Raw genomic sequence first — 21534 nt, 5'->3', positions numbered from 1 at the left:
TCTGATCATGCATCCTCCGTAACCCGCAACACCTCCTCGATAGTCGTCTCCCCGCTCAACGCCTTGACGATGCCGTCCTCGTACATCGTGCGCATGCCCGCATCGCGCGCCAGCTGCTCCAGCTCGCCCATGCCGGCATGGCGCATCACGGCACGACGAAGTTCGTCGTTCATGACCAGGAATTCCATGATGGTGGTACGGCCCAGATAGCCTGTAGGCGCGATGGCCGACGCGCGTGGGCGGTACAGGAATATCTCGCCCTGCGGCTGGTAGCGGCGCAGTCCGAACTTCTCTATTTCCTCCGGTGAGGCCGGGTACTTCTCCGCATGCACCGGCTCCAGCCGGCGCACCAGGCGTTGGGCCAGAATTCCGTTGATGGTGGAGGTCAGCAGGTAGTCCTCCACGCCCATGTCCAGCATGCGGGTGATGCCGCCGGCGGCGTTGTTGGTGTGCAGCGTGGACAGCACCAGGTGGCCGGTGAGCGCGGACTGGATGGCGATGCGCGCGGTTTCCAGGTCGCGCATTTCGCCGATCATGATGATGTCCGGGTCCTGGCGCACGATGCTGCGCAGGGCATGCGCGAAATCCAACCCGATCTGCGGCTTGGCCTGGATCTGGTTGATGCCTTCGATCTGGTATTCGACCGGGTCCTCGACGGTGATGATCTTCACGTCGGCGGTGTTGAGCTTGCTCAGCGCGGTGTACAGCGTGGTGGTCTTGCCCGAGCCGGTGGGACCGGTGACCAGCAGGATGCCGTGCGGTTGTTCCAGCACTTTCTGGAACTGCGGCAGGAAGTGGTCGGTGAAGCCGAGCTTGTGGAAATCGAACACTACCGTTTCGCGGTCCAGCAAACGCATCACCACCGACTCGCCATGTGCGGTGGGCACGGTGCTCACGCGCAGGTCCAGCTCCTTGCCCTGTACGCGCAGCATGATGCGGCCGTCCTGCGGCAGGCGGCGCTCGGCGATGTTGAGCTTGGCCATGATCTTGACGCGGCTGATCACCGCGGCGGTCAGATTGGCCGGCGGGCTTTCGCCTTCCTCCAGCACGCCGTCGACGCGGTAGCGCACCTTCAGGCGGTTCTCGAAAGGCTCGATGTGGATGTCGGAGGCGCGCAGTTCGACCGCGCGCTGGATCACCAGATTGACCAGGCGGATCACCGGCGCTTCGGATGCCAGGTCGCGCAGGTGCTCGACGTCGTCGAGATTGCCGGTGCTCTCGCCGTCGGCGTCTTCCACGATCGTTCCCATCGCGCTGCGGCCCTGCCCGTGCCAGCGTTCGATCAGGTCGTCGATTTCCGAACGCAGGCCCACCGAAACACGCACCGGATAGCCGGTCGCCAGTTGCACCGCTTCCACGGCGTAGGAGTCGTAGGGGTCGGCCATCCACAGATCCAACACACCCCGGTGCTCGCCCAAGGGGCAGACATGGAACTGGCGCAGGAAACGCGGCGACAGCGGCTGCGCCTCCGGCGGGAATTCCGGTGGCAGCTCGGGCACCTGCTTCAGGTTGAGCAACGGCAGGTCCAGCACCTCGGCGCAGGTCTCGGCGTGGTCGCGCTCGGACACCAGGCCCAGCCGGGTCAGCAACGACAGCACCCCGCCGCCCGTTTCTTCCTGCAGACGCCGCGCCCGCGCCAGATCCGCATCCTTCAGCCGGCCTTTCTCAAGCAAGGCCGCGACGATCCGCTCGTCAGCGCCGACCGTGCCGGGATTCGACTGCTGCATGTCGGGGGAAAGCGCTGCGTTCACGCGGTACTCCATAAGCAACCGGGGCACACTCTAGCAGCCTCCACGTTGCGGAATGGTCTCCGGTTGGCGGTTCCGCAGACAGGAACCCCGGCAGACGCCGGGGTTCCCGTGTTGCGCGTAGCGGGCGAAAACGCTTACTGGCGCGCCACCAGGGTGACGCCGCTGTAGGCGGCCACACCGACCAGTTTTACGTAGTACGTGCCGGCCTGCGTTTGCGGAGCGTTGATGCGCACGGTTTCGCTGTTGCCCGGACGCGTGGACTTGTAGTCGTAGCTGGTCGCGCTGGGCTCTTCCTCGAAACTCACATACAAGGACACGTTACCGCTGCCGCCCAAGGTCATGAAGCTGAGCACGCTACCGGCCGTGGCCTCGAAGCTGTAGAGCTTCTCGCTTCCCGCAGCCCCCGCCAGTCCGGTGACATTGACCTTGTTGACCAGGGGCGTGGCCACCGGTCCGCAAACTTCGGTCGCCGGATCGCAGGGTTCTTCCAATGCCTTGTCCAGCGCGGCTTTCGCATCGACGATGCCGGTGCCGATCGGCGTGTTTGCTGGAATGGTGACGGGGAACGGCCGTGCCGTCGTCTTGAGCAGGGTTTCCAACGCCGCCGGAGTCAGCGGATCCTTGTCGTTGGCGATCAATGCGCTTTGCACCAGCGCGGCCACCGCGGTCACGTGCGGTGCGGACATGGAGGTGCCGGCCATGCCTGTGTAGATGAACACGCCCGCGCCGGATCCGGGCGTGGTCGCGCCATCCCAGCCGGTGGAGAAGACGTAGCCGTCCCAGCCATCGTTGCCGGTGTCCTGGCCGCCGCCACCGCCAGGTCCGGCGATGTCGACGTTGGCGCCGTAGTTGGAATAGCTGGCGCGTCCGCCGGTGATGCGCGTGGCGCCCACGGTGACCACGTTCTGGCAATTGCCGGGCGAATAACCGGAGCTGTTGGCGTTCTGGTTGCCGGCGGAAATGACCACCAGGCTGCCGTTGGCGACTGCGGTATTGATCGCGGCCTGCTCGTAGGCTTCGCAAGCGCCGCCGCCGCCCAGGCTGAGGTTGATGACTTCGGCGGGATTGGCGTTGTTGGGAACGCCCGCGATCGGCGCGCCCGAGGCCCAGGCGATGGCGTCGGCGATGTCGGAGGTGTAGCCACCACAGCGGCCGAGCACGCGCACCGGCAGCACCTGGGCGTTGTAGGCCACGCCCGAGCCGCCGCTTCCATTGTTGGTCAACTCGCCCACCGTGCCGGCGGTGTGGGTGCCGTGCCAGGAACTGTCCTGCACCGGCGAGCCTGCATAGCATTCGCCCGCGACCGGGTTCCAGTCGCCCTGGTCCAGCGCGCCGGGCACGCGGTCGTCGGTGGCGCGGCGCGAGACGAACGCATCGGTGATGAAGTCGTAGCCCTGCAGGATATGCGTGCCGCTGGCCAGGTCCGGATGGTTGGGCAGGATGCCGGTATCCAGCACCGCGACCACCGTGCCGGCGCCGGTGGAGAGATCCCACGCGGCCGGCGTGTTGATGCCGCCGGTAGGATCGTCGTAATGCCACTGGTAGACGGAGAAGTAGGGGTCGTTGGGAACGAACTGCGGCGTGACCCGTCCGCTGGCCGCCGCCAGCGCCGAGGTCATCGCAGCCGGTGCGCTGAAGTCTTCGACCGGCCGCATCATCCGATCCACCTGGGCGTATTCCACCGACGCATCGGCGCGCAGCGCGGCCACCAATGCACTGGCTTCGCTCGCCGAAAGGTTGCGCGACAACTTGATCGCATCGCCGCCCAACGCCAGCTTGCGCACATGGCTTGCGGCCAGCGGCACGGCTGCCTTGGCGCCGGCAGCCGCGCTCTGGCGCAGGCCGACGCGCGCAGCGGCCTGACGCACGGTGGTCAGCTTGCCGTCCACGCTGCCGGCACTCTTGAACTTGACGATCAAGCGGCTCGCACCGACCGAGTCCGACGCCTGCGTTCTGTCGATGATGCGGCCTTTGGCGGGGCCCGCGGCAAAAGCCGGGACCATCGCTGCCGAAGACATCATCAACACCGTCGCCACGGCCAAACCGAGTTTGTTCTTCTTGATCATGGTGCAATCCTCTTGGAAGTTGGAACAGGGGTTGAGCGGCCTTGTTTGAAGCTTGACGTTGCGTACCCAGTCCATTGGCCGGCCCAGCCAGTTTCCTGCCGGATCCGCGGGGGAGCGGATCCCGAACCTTCGCTTGCCGCCCGCAACCGGCGGCAAGCCCCTTGCTCATCTCACCAGCCGAAGCCGGCGCCCACGCCCACCGATTTCTCGTCGCCGCTGAACGCGCCACCAATGGTGATGGTGGCGCGGTCGCTCAGCGCGCGCTGATAGCCGACCGAGAGCGCTTTTTCGCCGCCCTGGAAACCGATGCCCACGCCCACCCGGTTGTCGGTGCGGATGCCGGCGGTGCTGGTGGCCATGTTGAGCATCGCCGAGCTCATCGCGCCCTGCCGGTCGATGCGGCGATCCTGATCCAGGAAGCGGCGTTCGGTTTCGGTGCGGAAGTTCTGGAAGTCGTCGTCCAGTGCCTTGAACTGCATATCGGTGTAGCTCTTGGCCGAACTCAGCGTCTCGGTGGCCATGTTGTCGGTGTAGGTGTTGGCCGAGCTCAGCGTGGCCGCATCGGCGGCCTGCACCTGCCCCACATTGGCCGCGTCGGTCGCCTGGGTGCCGGCGGCGACGTTGGTCACCGCGCGGTCGGCGACCGGGCCTTGGCCCACTGCGACTGGACTTTCGCTGCTCGCCACTGCGGAAGTAGAGACGGCGCCAGAGCTTTGGGTAGCAGGCACGGCGCCGCTTGCGGGTGTAGCCGTCTGCGCCGCTGCGGCGCTGGCGTTTTCCACGCGCGGGTTGGCCAGACTGGCGGCGGTCGGGTTCTCCAAAGTGGAAACGCGGCCATCCAAGGAAGTGACCGCCGTGTCCAGCGCGGACAGCGCATCGCCCACATTGAAATAACTGCCGCCCTGGACGATGAAGCTGGTGCCGATCAATCCGCCCGTCGCGCCCACCGTGGTGCCGCCACCCAAGGCCGTGGCGATGCTGTCCAGCGAACCGAACAACTGGCCTCCGTTGACGGCATCCCTGCTGCCGACAGCGACCGCGCCATCGGCCACGTTGGTCACGGTAGTGCCGTCGGCGCCGCCGAGGGTCAAGGTGTCTTTGCTTTCGTCGTCGTAGGCGACCGCGTTGGCTTCCAGATCGGTCAAGTCGCCCGTGACTTCATTCAACTGGGCGACGTTGACCGCATCGGTGTCCTCGGTGCCCGCCGCCACGTTGGTGATCTGGCGTTCGGCACCGACATCGCCGACCGACACAGTATTGGCGCGATCGGCAAAGGAGCCTTGGCCAATCGCGACGCTGCCATCAGCAGCCGCCTCCGAATCGGCGCCCACCGCCACGCTGTTATCGCCCGAAGAACTGGCCGCCGAACCCAACGCGGTGCTGTTGAAACCGCCGGCGGTCGTCAACCAACCCAGCGCCGAACTGAAATCGCCTGCCGCATACGAACCCGCGCCCAAAGCCACGCCGCCATAGCCGCTGGCTTCGGCACTGAACAAGCCGAACGCAGTGCCGCCAAGTGCAACGCTTTCATCGCCCGAGGCAATGCTGAATTCGCCCAGCGCCGTGCTGCTGACGCCGCTGGCGTCGGATCCATAACCGAACGCGGAGGCGAAATCTCCACCCGCGCTGCTGAATCCACCATTGGCGGTAGCCGCCAGGCCCGCTGCATTGCTGCTGTAACCAGTAGCAGTGGCCTGCGTATTGCTGGCGACCGAGTTGGTGCCGGTGGCGGTGCTGTAGGCGCCGCTGGCTTCGGCGTTCGACCCCAGCGCCAGGCTGCCATCGCCCGATGCGGCACTACCCGTGCCCAATGCCGAGGAATTCACGCCCTGCGCCAAAGCATTGGAGCCGACCGCCACACTGCTGGCTCCCGCCGCCTGCGCATTGAAGCCGAACGCAGCACTACCCTGTGCCTGGGCGAGTGCGTTGAAACCGATCGCCGTGGCATTGCCCGCCACCGCATTGGCGCCGCTGCCGAAGGCCGAGGCGCCGTCGCCGATGGCATTGGCCGCTTCGCCCGCCGCGGTGGCGTTGTCGCCTTCCACATAGGCGCCGGCGTCGCTTTCTTCGCTGCCGGTGGCCTTGAAATATTTGTTGGTGTTTTTGGCTGTTTCCGCTACTTCGTTCAGCTGCGCCACGTTCACCGCATCGGTATCCTCGGTGCCGGCCGCCACGTTGGTGATCTGGCGTTCGGCGCCGACATCGCCGACGGAAACGGAGTTCTCCCGATCAGCGAACGATCCCTGGCCAATCGCAACGCTGCCTTCTGCGGCCGCTTCGGAATCTGCGCCCACCGCCACGCTGTTGTCGCCTGACGAACTGGCCGCCGAACCCAAAGCCGTACTATTGAAACCACCGGCAGTGGTCAACCAACCCAATGCCGAACTGAAATCGCCCGCCGCGTACGAACCCGCACCCAGAGCCACACCGCCATAGCCACTGGCTTCGGCGCTGAACAACCCGAACGCAGTGCCGCCAAGTGCAACGCTTTCATCGCCCGAGGCGATGCTGAACTCGCCCAAGGCCACGCTGCTGACGCCCGATGCCGACGAAGCCAGGCCCAATGCCGTCGAGTAATCGCCGGCGGCGCTGCTCTCGGCGCCAAGCGCGGTGGAACCATCGCCGGTAGCCGTGCTGAGGAAACCAGTGGCGGTGGATTCGATGCCTGACGCAGTGCTCTCTGCGCCAAGGGCGGTGGCAGCATCGCCCGACGCCGTGCTGAAGAAACCATTGGCGGTCGATTCCTCGCCCGAGGCTTCGCTGAGCGAACCGGTCGCCACGCTGCCATCGCCGCTGGCAACGCTGCCGGCACCCGTCGCAGTGGCGATGTAACCGCTCGCTTGGCTCTCCGCGCCCACCGCGGTGGCGTATTCGCCCGTGGCCTGGCTATTGGCGCCTGCCGCGAACGCGTTCTCGCCGAAGGCCAACGCGTTGAAACCGATCGCCGTGGCATTGCCCGCCACCGCATTGGCGCCGCTGCCGAAGGCCGAGGCGCCGTCGCCGATGGCATTGGCCGCTTCGCCCGCCGCGGTGGCGTTGTCGCCTTCCACATACGCGCCGGCGTCGCTTTCTTCGCTACCGCTGGCCTTGAAATATTTGTCGGTGTTTTCGGCTACCGCCGCCACTTCCTCCAGCTGCGCCACGTTCACCGCATCGGTATCTTCGGTGCCGGCCGCCACGTTGGTGATCTGGCGTTCGGCACCGACATCGCCGACGGAAACGGAGTTCTCCCGATCAGCGAACGATCCCTGGCCAATCGCAACGCTGCCTTCTGCGGCCGCTTCGGAATCTGCGCCCACCGCCACGCTGTTGTCGCCCGACGAACTGGCCGCCGAACCCAAAGCCGTACTGTTGAAACCACCGGCAGTGGTCAACCAACCCAATGCCGAACTGAAATCGCCTGTGGCAAATGAACCCGCGCCCAAGGCCACGCCACCGAACCCACTGGCTTCGGCGCTGAAAAGTCCGAACGCGGTCCCGCCCAGCGCGATGCTTTCGTCGCCGGAGGCGATGCTGAATTCGCCCAGCGCCGTACTGCTGGCGCCGCTGGCGTCTGCGCCGTAACCGAACGCCGACGCGAAATCGCCTCCTGCGCTGCTGAAGCCGCCTGCCGTCGTCGATGCCAAGCCCGCAGCGCTGCTGTTGTAGCCCACCGCAGTGGCCTGGATATTGGAAGCGCTGGCTTGCGTTCCCAACGCCGTGGCATACGGACCGCTGGATTGCGCACCTGCACCGACCGCAGTGGCGCCCGCTTCGCTGGCGACCGCGCCCGAACCCAAGGCAGTGGCATCCACTGCGCTGGCCTCGGTGGCGACGTACTGCAGTTCGCCGTCTTCATCCAGGATCGGCTCGCCTTCCTCGTCCACCAGCAGACGCTGGCCGCCGACCGCAGTGGCGGAATTTTCGCTGGCCACCGAGCCGGAACCCACCGCCACAGAATCGTCGCCCAGCGCCGTGCTGAAGAAGCCGACCGCGGTGCTGTTGGCGCCGCTGGCCCACGACTCGGCGCCCAATGCGCTGGCGTTGTCTGCGGGCGCATAAGCGAAATAGCCCAGCGCCGTGCTTTCCAGTCCCGACGCTTCGGACAAAGTGCCGGTGGCGGTGCTGTAGTCGCCAGCGGCGATCGCGCCGGCGCCGAAGGCCGCCGAAGCCTCGCCGGTGGCCTGCGTGCTGACGAAGAAGCCAAGCCCCGGAATCAGATCGACCGGCCCGCCCACCGCCACGCTGCTGGTGCCGACGGCCGCGCTCTGCGTACCAATTGCGGTGGAGTAATCGCCGATGGCGTTGGAAACCGCACCGAAGGCCGCCGATTGCGCGCCTTCCGCATACGCGCCCACGCCCGCGGCCGTGGCGGCGAATCCGTCGGCCTGCGCACTGGCGCCGACCGCCGTGCCGCCGACACCCGCGCTGGTTGCGCCGGTATCGACCGGCACGCCACCGTTGGTGATCAGCGGATTGCCTTCTTCGTCCACCGCATTGCCGCCCACGGCAACCGCCGCCGGACCGGTGGCTTGCGCGTTCTGACCGAAGGCCGCGCTGTTCTGGCCCGAAGCCAACGCATTGAAGCCCACCGCGGTGGCGCCCTCGGCCACCGCATTGGCGCCGCCGCCGAACGCCGATGCGCCGTTGCCCACTGCATTGGTCGCCTCACCCGCTGCGGTAGCGTTATCGCCCTCCACGTAAGCACCCGCGTCGCTGTCTGCGCTGCCGCTGGCCTTGAAATATTTGTCGGTGTTCTCGGCCACCGCCGCGACTTCATCCAGCTGCGCTACGTTCACTGCATCAGTGGCTTCGGTACCGGCAGCCACGTTGGTGATCTGGCGCTCGGCGCCGGCATCGCCCACCGAGACGGTGTATTCGCGATCGGCAAAGGAGCCCTGCCCCAGCGCCACGCTTCCTTCCGCATCCGCATACGCATCCGCGCCCAGGGCAACGCTGTTGTCGCCGAAAGAAGTGGAGAAATTACCCAGTGCGGTGCTGTTCTCACCGGGTGACCACGCCGCGCCGCCGACCGCGGTGGAGAAGTCGCCGGAAGCTTCGGTGGTGATGACGCCCGCCAAGGCGCCGCCCACCGCGACGCTGTTGATGCCGCTGGCCGTGGCGCCCTGACCGGATGCCAGACTGTTGTTGCCGGAAGCCACGCTGTCGGAACCCAGCGCCACGCTGCCCGATGCGGAAGCGGTGCTGAGATTGCCCAATGCGGTGCTATTGAAACCCGATGCCAGTGCGCCACCGCCGATGGCGGTGGTGTAGTTGCCGGTAGCCGCGGCGCCGGCACCGAATGCAGCGGCTTCAAAACCGCTGGCCGCGCTGTTTGCGCCGACTGCGGTGCTTTGATCGCCATCGGCCAATGCGCCGGAACCCGCGGCAACCGACTCTTCGCCTTCGGCAGTGGCTTCGCCATCTCCAGTGGCTCTGAAATAGTTGTCGGTGTTTTCAGCCACCGCCGCAACTTCATCCAGCTGCGCCACGTTCACCGCGTCGGTGGCCTGGGTGCCTGCGGCCACGTTGGTGATCTGGCGTTCTGCGCCCGCTCTGCCCACCGATACCGTGTTGGCGCGATTGGCAAGGGAGTTGGCGCCCAGCGCCACGCTGTTGGCGGACGCGGCGTTGGCGTTGTTGCCGATGGCGATCGAATTGGTCGCGGTGGCGCGCGAGTGCGTGCCCACCGCAATGGCGTCGACGCCGCTGACTCCGGCGTTGTAGCCGATGGCCACGCCATTGGCGCCATTATTGGCGAAGCTGTTGAAACCGATCGCAACGCCATTGAGCGAAGTGATGGAAGTCTGGCGGCCCACCGCCGTGCTGTTGACGGCGCGCGCAGCGCTGTCGGCGCCCAGCGCGGTGGCGCCGGTCGCGGTAGCGCCGCTGCCGGTGCCGAGGGCGGTACTGCGGTTGCCGCTGGCGATGGTTTGCGCGCCGATGGCGACGGCATTGGCGCCGCTCGCATTGGCCGAGCCGTCGACCAGGCACTGATCTATGGCAGGCCAGCTATTCCAAACCACGCATTCGGCGTTGCCGCCTACTTCCACGGACTGGGCGAACGCCGTGTTGGCGGACAGCAGCATGCCCAGCGCTACCACAAGCGCACCTCTTCGTGGCGCGCCGGTTACGGCTCTACTTTGCGCGCTTGCGCTGTCTCCCGATGCCAATTCCGAGGCCACGACCCACAGGCCCAACGACTGGTTCCATACCTTGCGATAAATGCGATTCATCGACCATTTCCTTATTAAATTTTGGCAAAGGGATACCCAGATCGCCTGGCGGGGGCCGGACGAACTAGTCGGAAATTTTGGAGCCCCCTCGGGGTTGCGCTCGACGGATATTCGAACGCTTCGGATTCACTGCGGTCACGAGCTGAATGCTTCCTTACACTGCAACTGTGATTCGATATTCACTAGAGGTTTATCGAGAGTCAAGTCACATAAAGTCGCGCCCGCTCAACACACAAAATTTTCACGAAGCTGAAAACAGGCACTGTAATTACGCCAGTAAACAAGCGCTTATCACATTATTTGCAGCACGGAAAAGCGCATACGCACGCGTACGCGAAAAAACAAAAAGCCCGCCAATATTGGGTTTGGCGGGCTTTTTAATATTTCGATATTTTTGTTTGTTATGTGATCAGGCCACCCAATTTCTCGCATTGCGGAACAGCCGCAGCCAAGGCGAATCGTCTTTCCAGTCCTGCGGACGCCAACTGAGGTTCACGCTGCGCAAGGTGCGCTCCGGGTGCGGCATCAGGATGGTGGAACGGCCATCGTCGCTGGTCAGGCCGGTGATGCCGTCGGGCGATCCGTTGGGATTGAGCGGGTATTGCAGCGCCGTGCGTCCGTCTCCGCCGATGAAGCGCAATGCCACCCGCGCCGCGGCCTGATCGGCTGCGCTATCGAATTCGGCGCGGCCTTCGCCGTGCGCGACCGACACGGGAATGCGCGAACCGGCCATGCCCTGCAGGAACAGCGAGGGCGATTCCACCACTTCCAGCAGGGAGAAACGCGCTTCGAATTGTTCGCTGCGGTTGCGCAGGAAACGCGGCCAATGCGTGGCGCCGGGAATGATGTCCTTCAACTGGCTCAGCATCTGGCAGCCGTTGCAGACGCCCAGCGAGAACGTGTCGCCGCGCTGGAAGAACATCGCGAACGCATCGCGCAGCTCGCTGCGTTCCAGGATGGAAGTGGCCCATCCACGGCCCGCGCCCAGCACGTCGCCGTAGCTGAAGCCGCCGCAGGCAGCGAAACCCTTGAACCCGTCCAGCTTCACGCGCCCGCCGATCAGGTCGCTCATGTGCACGTCGAACGTATCGAAACCGGCCCGGTCGAAAGCGGCGGCCATTTCGATCTGGCCATTGACGCCCTGTTCGCGCAGGATCGCGACCTTCGGCCGGATGCCTTTGGCGATGTAAGGGGCGGCGACGTCTTCGGCCGGATCGAAGCTCAGCTTCGGGCGCAAGCCGGGCGCCGAGAAATCGCGCACGGATTCGCGCTCCTCATCGGCCGTTTCCGGATTGTCGCGCAGCTTCTGCATGGCGTGGGTGACCGACCACCATGCGTCGAACAGCTCGTCCCAGCGCCATTGCGCCAGCGTCTGCCCTTCCTGTTCGATGCGGATCACCGGCGCGGTAGTGGGCTTGGCGATGCGCTGCGCGCATTCGGTCAACGCATGGCGTTCGACCAGGTCCGCGAAGGCGGCGCGGTCTTCGGCCGATACCTGCACCACTGCGCCCAGCTCTTCGGCGAACAGGGTACGGAACGGATCGTCGCCCCATCCGTCCAGCTGGATGTCCAGGCCGCAATGCGCCGCGAACGCCATTTCGCACAGTGCCGCGAACGCGCCGCCGTCGCTGCGGTCGTGGTAGGCCAGCAACACGCCGGCTTCGCGCGCATCGCGGATGAGTTCGAAGAAATCGCGCAGACGTTGCGGATCGTCCAGGTCGGGCACGCTGTCGTCCGCATCACTGCCGCCGAAGGCCGGCAACGCACCCGCGCCCGCTTCGGGATGGCACTGCGCCAGTACCGAACCACCCAGGCGCTGCTTGCCCGCGCCCAACCCGATCAGCCACAGATCGCTGTCTTCTTCGCGGGCCAGCAATGGCGTGAGCTGCTCGCGCGCGTCGGTGACCGGGGCGAAGGCAGTGATGATCAGCGAGACCGGCGAAACGGATTTCTGCGCCGTGCCGTCGCTGTGCCATTGCGCCTGCATCGACAGCGAATCCTTGCCGACCGGGATGCTCAGATCGATCTCGGGGCAAAGCTGCATGCCCACCGCTTTCACCGCGTCGAACAGCAATGCGTCTTCGCCGTCGTGATTGGCCGCGGCCATCCAGTTGGCGGAAAGCTTGATGCGGTCCAGCGATTCCACCGGCGCCGCGCACAGGTTGGTGATCGCTTCGCCGACCGCCATGCGTGCAGAAGCGGCGGCATCGAGCAGCGCCAACGGCGTGCGTTCGCCGATGGCCATGGCTTCGCCGACGTAGCCTTCGAAACCCGACAGAGTGATGGCGCAATCGGCCAGCGGCAGCTGCCAGGGGCCGATCATCTGATCGCGCGCGGTCAGTCCGCCGACGCTGCGGTCGCCGATGGTGACCAGGAATTGTTTGGAAGCCACCGATGGATGCGCCAGCACGCGTAGGCCGGCGTCGTGCAGGTCCAGCGCGGAAGTCTCCATGGCCGGCCAGCGCGGCGCGGGCGGATGGGCGGTGTCGCGATGCATCTTCGGCGGCTTGCCGAACAATACGTCCATAGGCAGGTCGATGGGGAAGGCCCCTCTCCCCTCGGGAGAGGGGTTGGGGTGAGGGGAAACGGAAGTCACGATGTTCGAACCACCTTGACCTTCGTCGCCCCTCATCCGGCGCTGCGCGCCACCTTCTCCCGCTGGGAGAAGGGGATCGAGCGTGCCATATCCCACCACCAGTCGCTCTTCTTCCGTAACCACACCCACCGCCGCAAACGGACACCGCTCCCGCTCGCACAGCGCAGCGAATTCGGCCAGTCGCTCCTGCGCCACACCCAGCACATAGCGTTCCTGCGATTCGTTGCACCACAGCTGCATCGGCGACAGCGAAGGATCGTCGCTGGGCACGCGGTCCAGGTCGATCACCCCGCCCATGCCGGAATCGTGCAGCAATTCGGGAATCGCATTGGACAGGCCGCCTGCGCCGACGTCATGGAACCAGCGGATCGGATTGTCCGCACCCTTCGCCACGCAACGGTCGATCACTTCCTGGCAGCGGCGCTCCATTTCCGGGTTGTCGCGCTGCACGCTGGCAAAATCCAGGTCTTCGGCAGTGTCGCCCGAGGCCACCGAACTGGCGGCGCCGCCGCCCAGGCCGATCAGCATCGCCGGGCCACCGAGCACGATCACCGCGTCTCCGGGCTGCAAGCGGATCTTTTCCACCTGGATGCGGTCGATGGCGCCCAAGCCGCCGGCCAACATGATCGGCTTGTCGTAGGCGCGGATCAGCGTGGCGGACTCGGGGAGTTCGAAACTGCGGAAATAACCGGTCAGGTTCGGGCGCCCGAATTCGTTGTTGAAAGCGGCCGCGCCCAGCGGACCGTCCAGCATGATTTCCAGTGCCGGCGCCATGCGCGGATTCAGCGCGCGCGGCGCTTCCCAGGCTTGCGGCAACGTAGGAATACGCAGGTGCGAGACACTGAAACCGCTCAGCCCCGCCTTGGGCTTGCCGCCGCGACCGGTCGCCCCTTCGTCGCGGATTTCGCCGCCAGCGCCGGTGCTGGCGCCGGGAAACGGCGCGATGGCGGTGGGATGGTTGTGCGTTTCCACCTTGATGCAGAACGCCGCATCGGTCTTCGGCTCGCTGCGGTAGGCGCCATCGGCGCCGGGACGGAAACGCGAGGACGCGTAGCCTTCCACCACCGCGGCATTGTCGCTATACGCCGACAGGGTGTGCTGCGGGGTCTGCGCATGGGTGTGCTTGATCATGCGGAACAGCGATTGCGGATGGTCCTTGCCTTCCAGGGTCCAGGTCGCATTGAAGATCTTGTGGCGGCAGTGCTCGGAATTGGCCTGCGCGAACATCATCAGTTCGACGTCGGAAGGATCGCGGCCCAGTTCGCCGTAACGCAGGCGCAGGTAGTCGATCTCGTCATCGGCCAGGGCCAGGCCCAGTCGCTTGTTGGCCGCTTCCAGCGCGCCCAGTGCAATGCGCTCCAGGGTGCCGCGCGGCGGTGCGGTGAACAGTGCGGCGGCTTGTTCGCGCGCCGACAGCAGCGATTGGGTCATCGGATCGTGCAGCAGCTTGGCCAGCGCGGTGGTGTCTTCCCAGCCTTGCAGGTCGATGCGGGTGCCGCGTTCCACGCGCTTGACCGGCAGGCCGGCGCCGCGCAGCAGTTCGGTGGCCTTGCTGGCCCAGGGCGACAGGGTGCCAAGACGCGGCACGATGAAACGCGACTGGGTGTCCTCTGCCGCCGCCATCGGGTCGGACGTAGCCTGCAGGATGCGACCAAGGGTGCCGATATCGACCTCGGCGCCCGCTTCGGGTTCGACGAAATAGACGTACCAGGCCCCGCGCACCAGCACGGAAGGCGAGACGGACTGCAATCGGGATTCAAGCCGCGCGCGGCGGAATTGCGACAGGGCCGGCTGGCCCTCGAGGACGATCATGTCCGGAACCGGAAGAAACGGGGCTCACTATTGTAGCGAAGCCGGCGCGGGGCCGGCTTCGTCGTATCGCATTTTTTGCCTGACAGGCGGCCTACTGCATGCCGGCCGGCTTGACCGCCTGGGCCTCGCCCGCCAGCTTGTCCAGGGCTTCGCGCATCTTGTCCGGCGGCAGATATCCGCCCAGCTGGGTTCCGTCCGGGGCGAAAATGGCCGGCGTACCGGAAATACCCAGGCGCTGTCCCACGTGGTACTCCATGTCCACCGGGGTGCTCTTGCATGTCCGCACGGGGACAGGCTTGCCGCCCTTGGCGTCGGTCAGGGCCTGCTTGCGGTCGGTGGCGCACCAGACCGAGATCATGTCGCGGTGGTCCTGGCTGCCCAGGCCCATGCGCGGGAAAGCCATGTATTCGATGGCGATGCCCCGCTTGTTGTATTCGGCGATTTCGCTATGCAGCTTGCGGCAGTAGCCGCATTCGATATCGGTGAACACGCTGAGTGTGTATTTCGGATTGGGCGGGGCGAACACGATGCGCTCGCTGGTCTTGACGCTCTTGAGCAGGTCCTGGCGGTATTTGGACAACGCCGGGCTGGATTGGGTGAGTTCCTTTTGCGAGCCGATGTCCACCACGCTGCCCTGCACCAGGTATTTGCCGTCGTCGCTGACCAGTACCACCTGTCCGCCGACGATGACTTCGCGGAAGCCAGGCAGGGCGGCGGCGCCGATGTAGTCGATCTGCATTTTCGGATTCAAGGCCAGCAGCGCCTGGCGCGCGCGCTCGTCCGGTGTATTGCCCTTGGCCGCCGCGGGCGCCGCCGCCGTGGACGGGACCTGCGCTGCCGCCGGTCCGGGTTGCGGGGCCTGTGCGCAAGCGGACAGGCTGGCTGGGCCCAGCAACATGGCGAGGCAGAACAGCAGATGCTTCATGAAGCGGTCCTTCGAGACGTAAGAAATGGGCAGCCAGGGATTGCGACCGCGCAGGGGGCTTTCGGGTTCAATTTTCGCATATCCCGCAGGGCCGCGGCCTTAACGGAGACGCTGCATCGCCCTTGTCGGCAGCGGCAGTGCCGCGCAGGCGGGACCGATGCCATCCATGGCGCAACGATACGTGCTGCGGAAACTCCGGCCCGGCCATCCATGGCCGGGCGTTCGCCAGGGCTGCGCGGCAGTGCCGCGCAGGCGAGCCCTGGCTCACCCGCGCGGATGGTGCTTTGCGTGCAGATGCTGCAGGTGCTCGCGAGCCACCAGCGTGTAGATCTGCGTAGTCGAGAGCGAACTGTGGCCCAGCAGCATCTGCAGCGCACGCAGATCCGCGCCATGGTTGAGCAGGTGCGTGGCGAAGCTGTGGCGCAGACCATGCGGGCTGATTTTGCCGGGATCTATGCCGGCGACGGCGGCATAGCGCTTCACCAGTCCCCAGAATTGCTGGCGGCTGGGCGGCTCGTCGTCGCTGCCGATGAACAGCGCCGTGCGGTTGGCTTTACCCGCCAGTTTCGGCCTGGCTTCGGCCAGGTATTTCTCCAGCCAGTGCTGCGACTCCTCGCCCAGCGGGACCAGCCGCTCCTTGCTGCCCTTGCCGGTCACCCGCACCACGCCCTGGCGCAGGTTCACCGCGTTGGCGGGCAGATTGACCAGCTCGCTCACGCGCAGGCCGGCGGCGTACATCAGTTCGAACATGGCGCGGTCGCGCAATCCGAGCGGCGTATCGGTCTGCGGCGCGGCCAGCAAGGCCTCGATCTGGCTTTCGGCCAGGGCCTTGGGCAGCGAGCGCGGCAGTTTGGGCGGGTCGAGCAGCGCGGTGGGATCGTCGCTGCGCACACCCCGACGCAATAGCCAGGCGTAGAAGGCGCGTAGCGACGACAGCAGGCGCGCGTTGCTGCGCGGCGAGTAATTCTGCGCGGTACGCGCGGCGAAATAATCGAACAAACCGGCGCGATCGGCCTGCGCCAGTCCGCCCTGTCGCCCATTACGCCAGCGCGCCAGGCCTTCCAGATCGCGCCGATAGCTGGCCAGGGTCGGCTTGGCCAAGCCGTTCTCGGCCCAGATCGCATCCAGGAACGCGGCGATTTCCGCGGCATCGGCATCGGGTACCGGAGGTAAAGCCATGGCCTGGGTGCGGCGATCGGCGGGAGAAGTCGAATTCATCGGCGAAGCATAGACCGAGCGGGTAGGGGGACGTAGGGGCGCGTAGGAGCGACGTAAGTCGCGATCACACGTGCTGGGAAGAAACTTCGCGACTTACGTCGCTCCTACGCGCTCCTACGTTCTCCTACGCGTTACCTACGCTAGATCGGCACCTCCCGCTATCCTGTGCGCATGAACGACCCACTCGCCGCCACGCCGAAACCCCGCGCCCACATAGGGTGGCGCCTGCTCGCCCTGCTCTACGATTTCTGGCCGGCGCTGGCGCTGTGGATGCTGCTGAGCGCTGTTTTCACCCTCGGTTATTACCTGACAGGCCATGCAGCGCGGCAAAACATCGCACCTTTCAGCGTTTTGCAGATCGCGCTCTGGTTGGCCTGCTGGCTGGTGACGGGCGCTTACGCGGTGATCAGCTGGCAACGCGGCGGGCAGACCCTGGGCATGCGCCCGTGGCGCCTGAAGGTGGTCGCGGCCGATGGCGGTGCGCCGAGCTGGCAGGCGCTCTGCGTACGTTATGCGGTGGCGACTTTTTCGTCGCTGCTGGCCGGTCTGGGATTCTGGTGGGCTTGGGTTGATCGCAAGAAACTCACTTTGCATGATCGAGCTAGCGGCACACGCATGATCCGGTTGCCGAAAAAATGACGTGGCGCAGTAGGTCGGCCCTACGCGGCCGACGCACGCACGGTTCCAGTTCCCGTACGTCGGGGTCGTAGCCCCGACCTACCTCGGTGCGGCTAACTGCTGCGTCGCCTGAACAACCACACCGACACCGTCAGCATCACCAGCGGCGGCAGCAGATAGGCGATCCAGTAGTCGAACCTGAACGCGCCGGCCAATCGGCTGAACAAGGTCTGCAGCAGCCAGAAACCCAAGGCGAACAGGATCCCCAGGAACAGCTGTTTGCCCAACCCGCCGCTGCGCAGGCTGCCGAAGGCGAAGGGAATGGCGGCCAGACACAGCGCCAGCACATTCAACGGGTAGAACCAGCGGCCCCAGTAGACTTCCTGGTACTCGCGCGCATCCAGCCCGTTGCGCTTGCGGTAATCGATGCTGCGCGCCAGGTCGGTAGAGGCCATGTAGCGCGGCTTGGCGATGGTGTCGGCCAGCGCCGCCGGGTCCAGGTCCGAATCCCAACGCATGCCCAGCAACTGCTGCTGGGTCACCGAACGCGCGTTGAAAGTGGTGCGCAGTACGTTCTTCAGCACCCACTTGTCGTCGAAGTTTTCGGCGGTGGTGGCGTGGGAAATCGCGGCCAGCCTGCCGTCGTCGGCCAGCTCGTACAGGCGCACGTCGCGCAGCTGCAGCCACTCGCGGCCGTCCTGCACTTTCTTTTCGCCGCCTTGCGCATTGAGGAAAACATTGCCCTCGCGCGCCCACAGCCCCGAATACGTCGCCGCCGCCGCGTTGTTGGTGATCGCCGAGGTCCTGACCCGATCGGCCTGGGTCTGGCCCCAGCTGCCCACCGTTTCCATGCAAAGCACCATCAGCCCGGTCAGCAAAGCCAGAGTGATGGCCACCGACAGGCTCAGACGCCGGCGCGACAGCCCCACGGCCCGCAGTGCGATCAGTTCCGAACTGGCGGCCAACTGGCCCAGCCCCATTACCGCGCCGATCACCGCCGCAGTGGGGAACATGGTGTAGGCGCGACGCGGAATGGTGTAGGCCACGAAGGCCACCGCATGGCCGAAGCTGTAGCTGCCCTTGCCCAGGTCATTGAGTTCGCTGGAAATGGCGTTGACCACATCCAGCCCGACCAGCACCGACCACACCAGCAAAACGGTGACCAGGACCACCCGGCCCACGTAGAGATCGTGAAGATTGGGACTTAGCCTCATGACGCCTTCATCCGCGAACGCGCCATGCGCCCGTCGCGCAGGTAGGCCCAAAGGGCGAACGCCAGCAGTGGCAGAGTCAGCCACCACAGCCCCAATACGCCGGGAACCTTGCCTTCGGACAATGCCTGGGTGCCGATATACATCAGGTTGGTGCCCACCAGATAGGCCAGGAAGCCGAGCATGATGCGTCCATAACGCGCCTGTCGCGGCGAACTGCGCGCCAGCGGCAGTGCGATCAGCGCGAACGCCAGCGCCAGCAACGGCGGGGTAAGCCGGTAGTGCAGCTGCGCATTGGCGTCGGCGCGCTTGTCGCCCAGCAACGCCAGGGTGGGCAGCAACTCGGGGTCGGTTTCGGCGCGGACATCGGCCCGGTCGGGCAACGCGAATTCGTTGCTGGCGAAGCGCATCAGATTGAAGTCGCGGCCCTTATCCAGCGGGCCTTCCACCCGAAACCCTTCGTTCAGCCGCATGTAGCGGTCGCGTTGGCCTTCAAAAAACATCTCGCCCGTGCGCGCAGTCACCACATCCAGCCGGTCGCCTTCCTGGCGTTGCACGAACACGCGCTGCAACTTGGTTCCATCGGCCGAAATTCCGCCGATATAGATGACGCTGCCGTTGGGCAGCATGGTGAACCTGCCCGCGTCCAGACCGGCTACGACCAGACTGCGATTGGCGTGCTCGATCATGCGTTCGCTGGTACGGTCGGCCCACGGGCCCAGCCACAACGACAGGGCGCCGATCAGGACCACCACCGGGACCACCAGCATCAGGAAAGGCTTCAATATCCGTCCCGGCCCTACCCCGATCCCGGTCAGCACGGGCATCTCGGAGTCGCGGTACAGCCGTGCGAAAGCCAGCAGCAGGCCCAGCATCAGCGCCAGCGGCAGGATCACCGGCAGATAGTTGAGCAACTGCAGGCCCATCTGCGAGATCAGAAGGCTCGCCGGGATCCGCCCCTCGGCGATGTTGCCCAGCAGATCGGCCATCACCCCGCCCAAGCTCACCACCAGCAACACGATCAGCGTGGCCAGGAAGCTCTGGGTGAATTCGCGGAAGAGGTAGCGGTCCAGCTTCGCCATGGGGGTTGGTTTACAATCTCGGGTTCGTTCGCTGGGATTGGCCGCGGTTTTCTGCGGCCTGGCGCGGCCATGCCGCAGCCTGAGGACCCGCGATTGTACGGAACTCGTCACCTAATGATCTGGGAATCTGCTCAATGGCACTGGAATTCACCCTGAACCACGACGCGCCGGCCACCGCTGGCTTCGACTGCATCGTGGTAGGCGCCTATGGCGACAAGACCCTGACACCGGCCGGTCGCGCCCTGGACGCGGCCAGCGGGGGCAAGCTCAACGCACTGGTCCAGCGCGGCGATGTAAACGGCAAGACCGGCAAGACCACCCTGCTCCACGATCTTCCGGGCGTCGCGGCATCGCGCGTGCTGGTGATCGGCCTGGGCGAAGCGGCCAAGTTCGGGGTGCCGCAATATCTCAAGGCCGTGGGCGATGCGACGCGCGCGTTGAAGATCGGTCCTTCGGCCAACGTGCTGTTCACCTTGTCCGAGCTGGAAGTGAAGGGACGCGATAACGCCTGGAACATCCGCCAGGCGGTGATCGCCTCCGATCACGCCAGCTACCGCTACACCGCTACGCTGGGCAAGAAGAAGACCGACGACACCGGCCTGGCCGCGCTGTCGGTCAGCGGCAACGACGCGCAGGCCCTGGCGCAGGGCGAAGCGATCGCCGCCGGCGTCGCCTTCGCGCGCGAACTCGGCAACCTGCCGCCCAATATCTGCACCCCGGCCTATCTGGCCGAACAAGCGCAGAAGTTCGCTTCCGAACACGAAGGCGCCGAATCGGAGATTCTCGACGAAACCCAGATGGAAACGCTGGGCATGGGTTCGCTGCTGGCGGTCGCGCGCGGTTCGGCCAATCGCCCGCGCCTGATCGTGCTCAGGTGGAACGGCGGCAACGGCGACGCCAAACCGTTCGTGCTGGTCGGCAAGGGCATCACCTTCGATACCGGCGGCGTCAACCTGAAGACCCAGGGCGGCATCGAGGAAATGAAGTACGACATGTGCGGTGCCGCCAACGTCATCGGCACCTTCGTGGCCGCGGTGAAGATGAAGCTGCCGCTGAACGTGGTGGTGGTGGTGCCGGCGGTGGAGAACGCGATCGACGGCAACGCCTACCGCCCATCCGACGTCATCACCAGCATGTCCGGCAAGACCATCGAAGTCGGCAACACCGATGCCGAAGGCCGCCTGATCCTGTGCGATGCGCTGACCTATGCGCAACGTTTCGAGCCCGAAGCGCTGCTGGACGTGGCCACCCTGACCGGCGCCTGCATCGTGGCCCTGGGCCGCTTCGCCACCGGCCTGATGAGCAAGCACGACGACCTGTCCAACGAACTGCTGGCCGCCGGCGAAACCGTATTCGACCGCGCCTGGCGCCTGCCGCTGTGGGACGAATACCAGACCCAGCTGGATTCCACCTTCGCCGACGTCTACAACATCGGCGGCCGCTGGGCCGGCGCCATCACCGCCGGCTGCTTCCTGGCGCGCTTCACCGAGAACCAGCGCTGGGCGCACCTGGACATCGCTGGCGTAGCCAACGACGAAGGCAAGCGCGGCATGGCCACCGGCCGTCCGGTCGGCCTGCTGACCCAGTGGTTGCTGGATCGCGCGGCGTAAACCGTGCCGCGCGCCGATTTCTACCTGATCGCGAAGCCCCGCTTCCTGGAAGAGCCGCTCAAGCTGGTCTGCGAACTTGCGCGCAAGTCCTACGACGCCAACCTGTGGACGCTGGTGCTGGCGCGCGACGCCGAGCAGGCCGAACAGATCGACGCGCTGCTGTGGGAGCTGGACGACGACGCCTACATCCCGCATCAGATCGCGGGCGACGAGGAAGACGAACTGACCCCGGTGCTGATCGCCACGCCCGACATCGACACGCCCGCACGCGCGCTGGTGATCAACCTGCGCGACGCGGCCTTCGACGGCCCTTGCGAACGCATCCTGGAAGTCGTGCCCGCCGACGAATCCGCGCGCGAACCGCTGCGCGAACGCTGGAAGCAGTACAAGGCGCGCGGGTACGACGTCAGCAAACACGATATGTAACCCC

At 65.8% G+C, this 21534-nt stretch carries 11 protein-coding genes; 3 read left to right on the top strand and 8 right to left on the bottom strand.

The genetic code is table 11. From position 1 onward, the window contains the following. Positions 1 to 5: 5 nt before the first annotated feature. From gspE to xerD, 6 genes are all read right to left on the bottom strand, one after another. A complete protein-coding gene (gene gspE / locus BLR66_RS12265; RefSeq protein ID WP_176943877.1) occupies positions 6 to 1727 on the bottom strand; it encodes a type II secretion system ATPase GspE in 1722 nt (573 codons plus the stop codon). 158 nt (positions 1728 to 1885) lie between these two features. Beyond that, entirely contained in the window at positions 1886 to 3817 is a 1932-nt protein-coding gene (locus BLR66_RS12260) for a S8 family peptidase (protein WP_093286744.1), read from the bottom strand. A gap of 170 nt (positions 3818 to 3987) precedes the next feature. Beyond that, positions 3988 to 10032, bottom strand: coding sequence for an ESPR-type extended signal peptide-containing protein (locus BLR66_RS12255; RefSeq protein WP_093286739.1), 6045 nt, complete (start codon positions 10030 to 10032; stop codon positions 3988 to 3990). 409 nt (positions 10033 to 10441) lie between these two features. Next, on the bottom strand, positions 10442 to 14440 hold the full coding sequence (gene purL, locus BLR66_RS12250) for a phosphoribosylformylglycinamidine synthase (RefSeq protein ID WP_093286735.1): 3999 nt from the start codon (positions 14438 to 14440) through the stop codon (positions 10442 to 10444). A gap of 91 nt (positions 14441 to 14531) precedes the next feature. Then, positions 14532 to 15365: a thioredoxin fold domain-containing protein gene (locus tag BLR66_RS12245; RefSeq protein ID WP_093286730.1), complete on the bottom strand. Its 834-nt coding sequence runs from the start codon at positions 15363 to 15365 to the stop codon at positions 14532 to 14534. 264 nt (positions 15366 to 15629) lie between these two features. Further along, positions 15630 to 16583: a site-specific tyrosine recombinase XerD gene (gene xerD / locus BLR66_RS12240; protein ID WP_093286726.1), complete on the bottom strand. Its 954-nt coding sequence runs from the start codon at positions 16581 to 16583 to the stop codon at positions 15630 to 15632. A gap of 171 nt (positions 16584 to 16754) precedes the next feature. Here xerD and BLR66_RS12235 point away from each other — a divergent pair, with 171 nt between their 5' ends. Next, entirely contained in the window at positions 16755 to 17222 is a 468-nt protein-coding gene (locus tag BLR66_RS12235; protein WP_093286721.1) for an RDD family protein, read from the top strand. A gap of 92 nt (positions 17223 to 17314) precedes the next feature. Here BLR66_RS12235 and lptG read toward each other — a convergent pair whose 3' ends face one another. Both lptG and lptF read right to left on the bottom strand, forming a co-directional pair. Continuing rightward, the gene (lptG, locus tag BLR66_RS12230) at positions 17315 to 18415 is read right to left on the bottom strand and encodes an LPS export ABC transporter permease LptG (protein ID WP_093286716.1); all 1101 of its coding nucleotides are present in this window, start codon (positions 18413 to 18415) and stop codon (positions 17315 to 17317) included. Further along, positions 18412 to 19494, bottom strand: coding sequence for an LPS export ABC transporter permease LptF (gene lptF, locus BLR66_RS12225; RefSeq protein ID WP_093286712.1), 1083 nt, complete (start codon positions 19492 to 19494; stop codon positions 18412 to 18414). The genes lptG and lptF overlap by 4 nt, the downstream gene beginning before the upstream one ends. A 134-nt stretch (positions 19495 to 19628) precedes the next feature. Between lptF and BLR66_RS12220 the strand changes: the two genes are divergently transcribed. Both BLR66_RS12220 and BLR66_RS12215 read left to right on the top strand, forming a co-directional pair. Then, positions 19629 to 21104, top strand: a complete 1476-nt coding sequence (locus BLR66_RS12220) for a leucyl aminopeptidase (protein WP_093286708.1) — start codon at positions 19629 to 19631, stop codon at positions 21102 to 21104. Positions 21105 to 21107: 3 nt separating this feature from the next. Beyond that, positions 21108 to 21530, top strand: coding sequence for a DNA polymerase III subunit chi (locus BLR66_RS12215; protein WP_093286703.1), 423 nt, complete (start codon positions 21108 to 21110; stop codon positions 21528 to 21530). The last annotated feature ends 4 nt before the right edge of the window (positions 21531 to 21534 follow it).

It is taken from the genome of Pseudoxanthomonas sp. CF125, assembly GCF_900104085.1.
In the GTDB taxonomy this organism is placed as follows: domain Bacteria; phylum Pseudomonadota; class Gammaproteobacteria; order Xanthomonadales; family Xanthomonadaceae; genus Pseudoxanthomonas_A.
The sequence above is the reverse complement of the archived record's forward strand: the minus strand, read 5'-3'. Positions and strand labels throughout refer to the sequence as shown.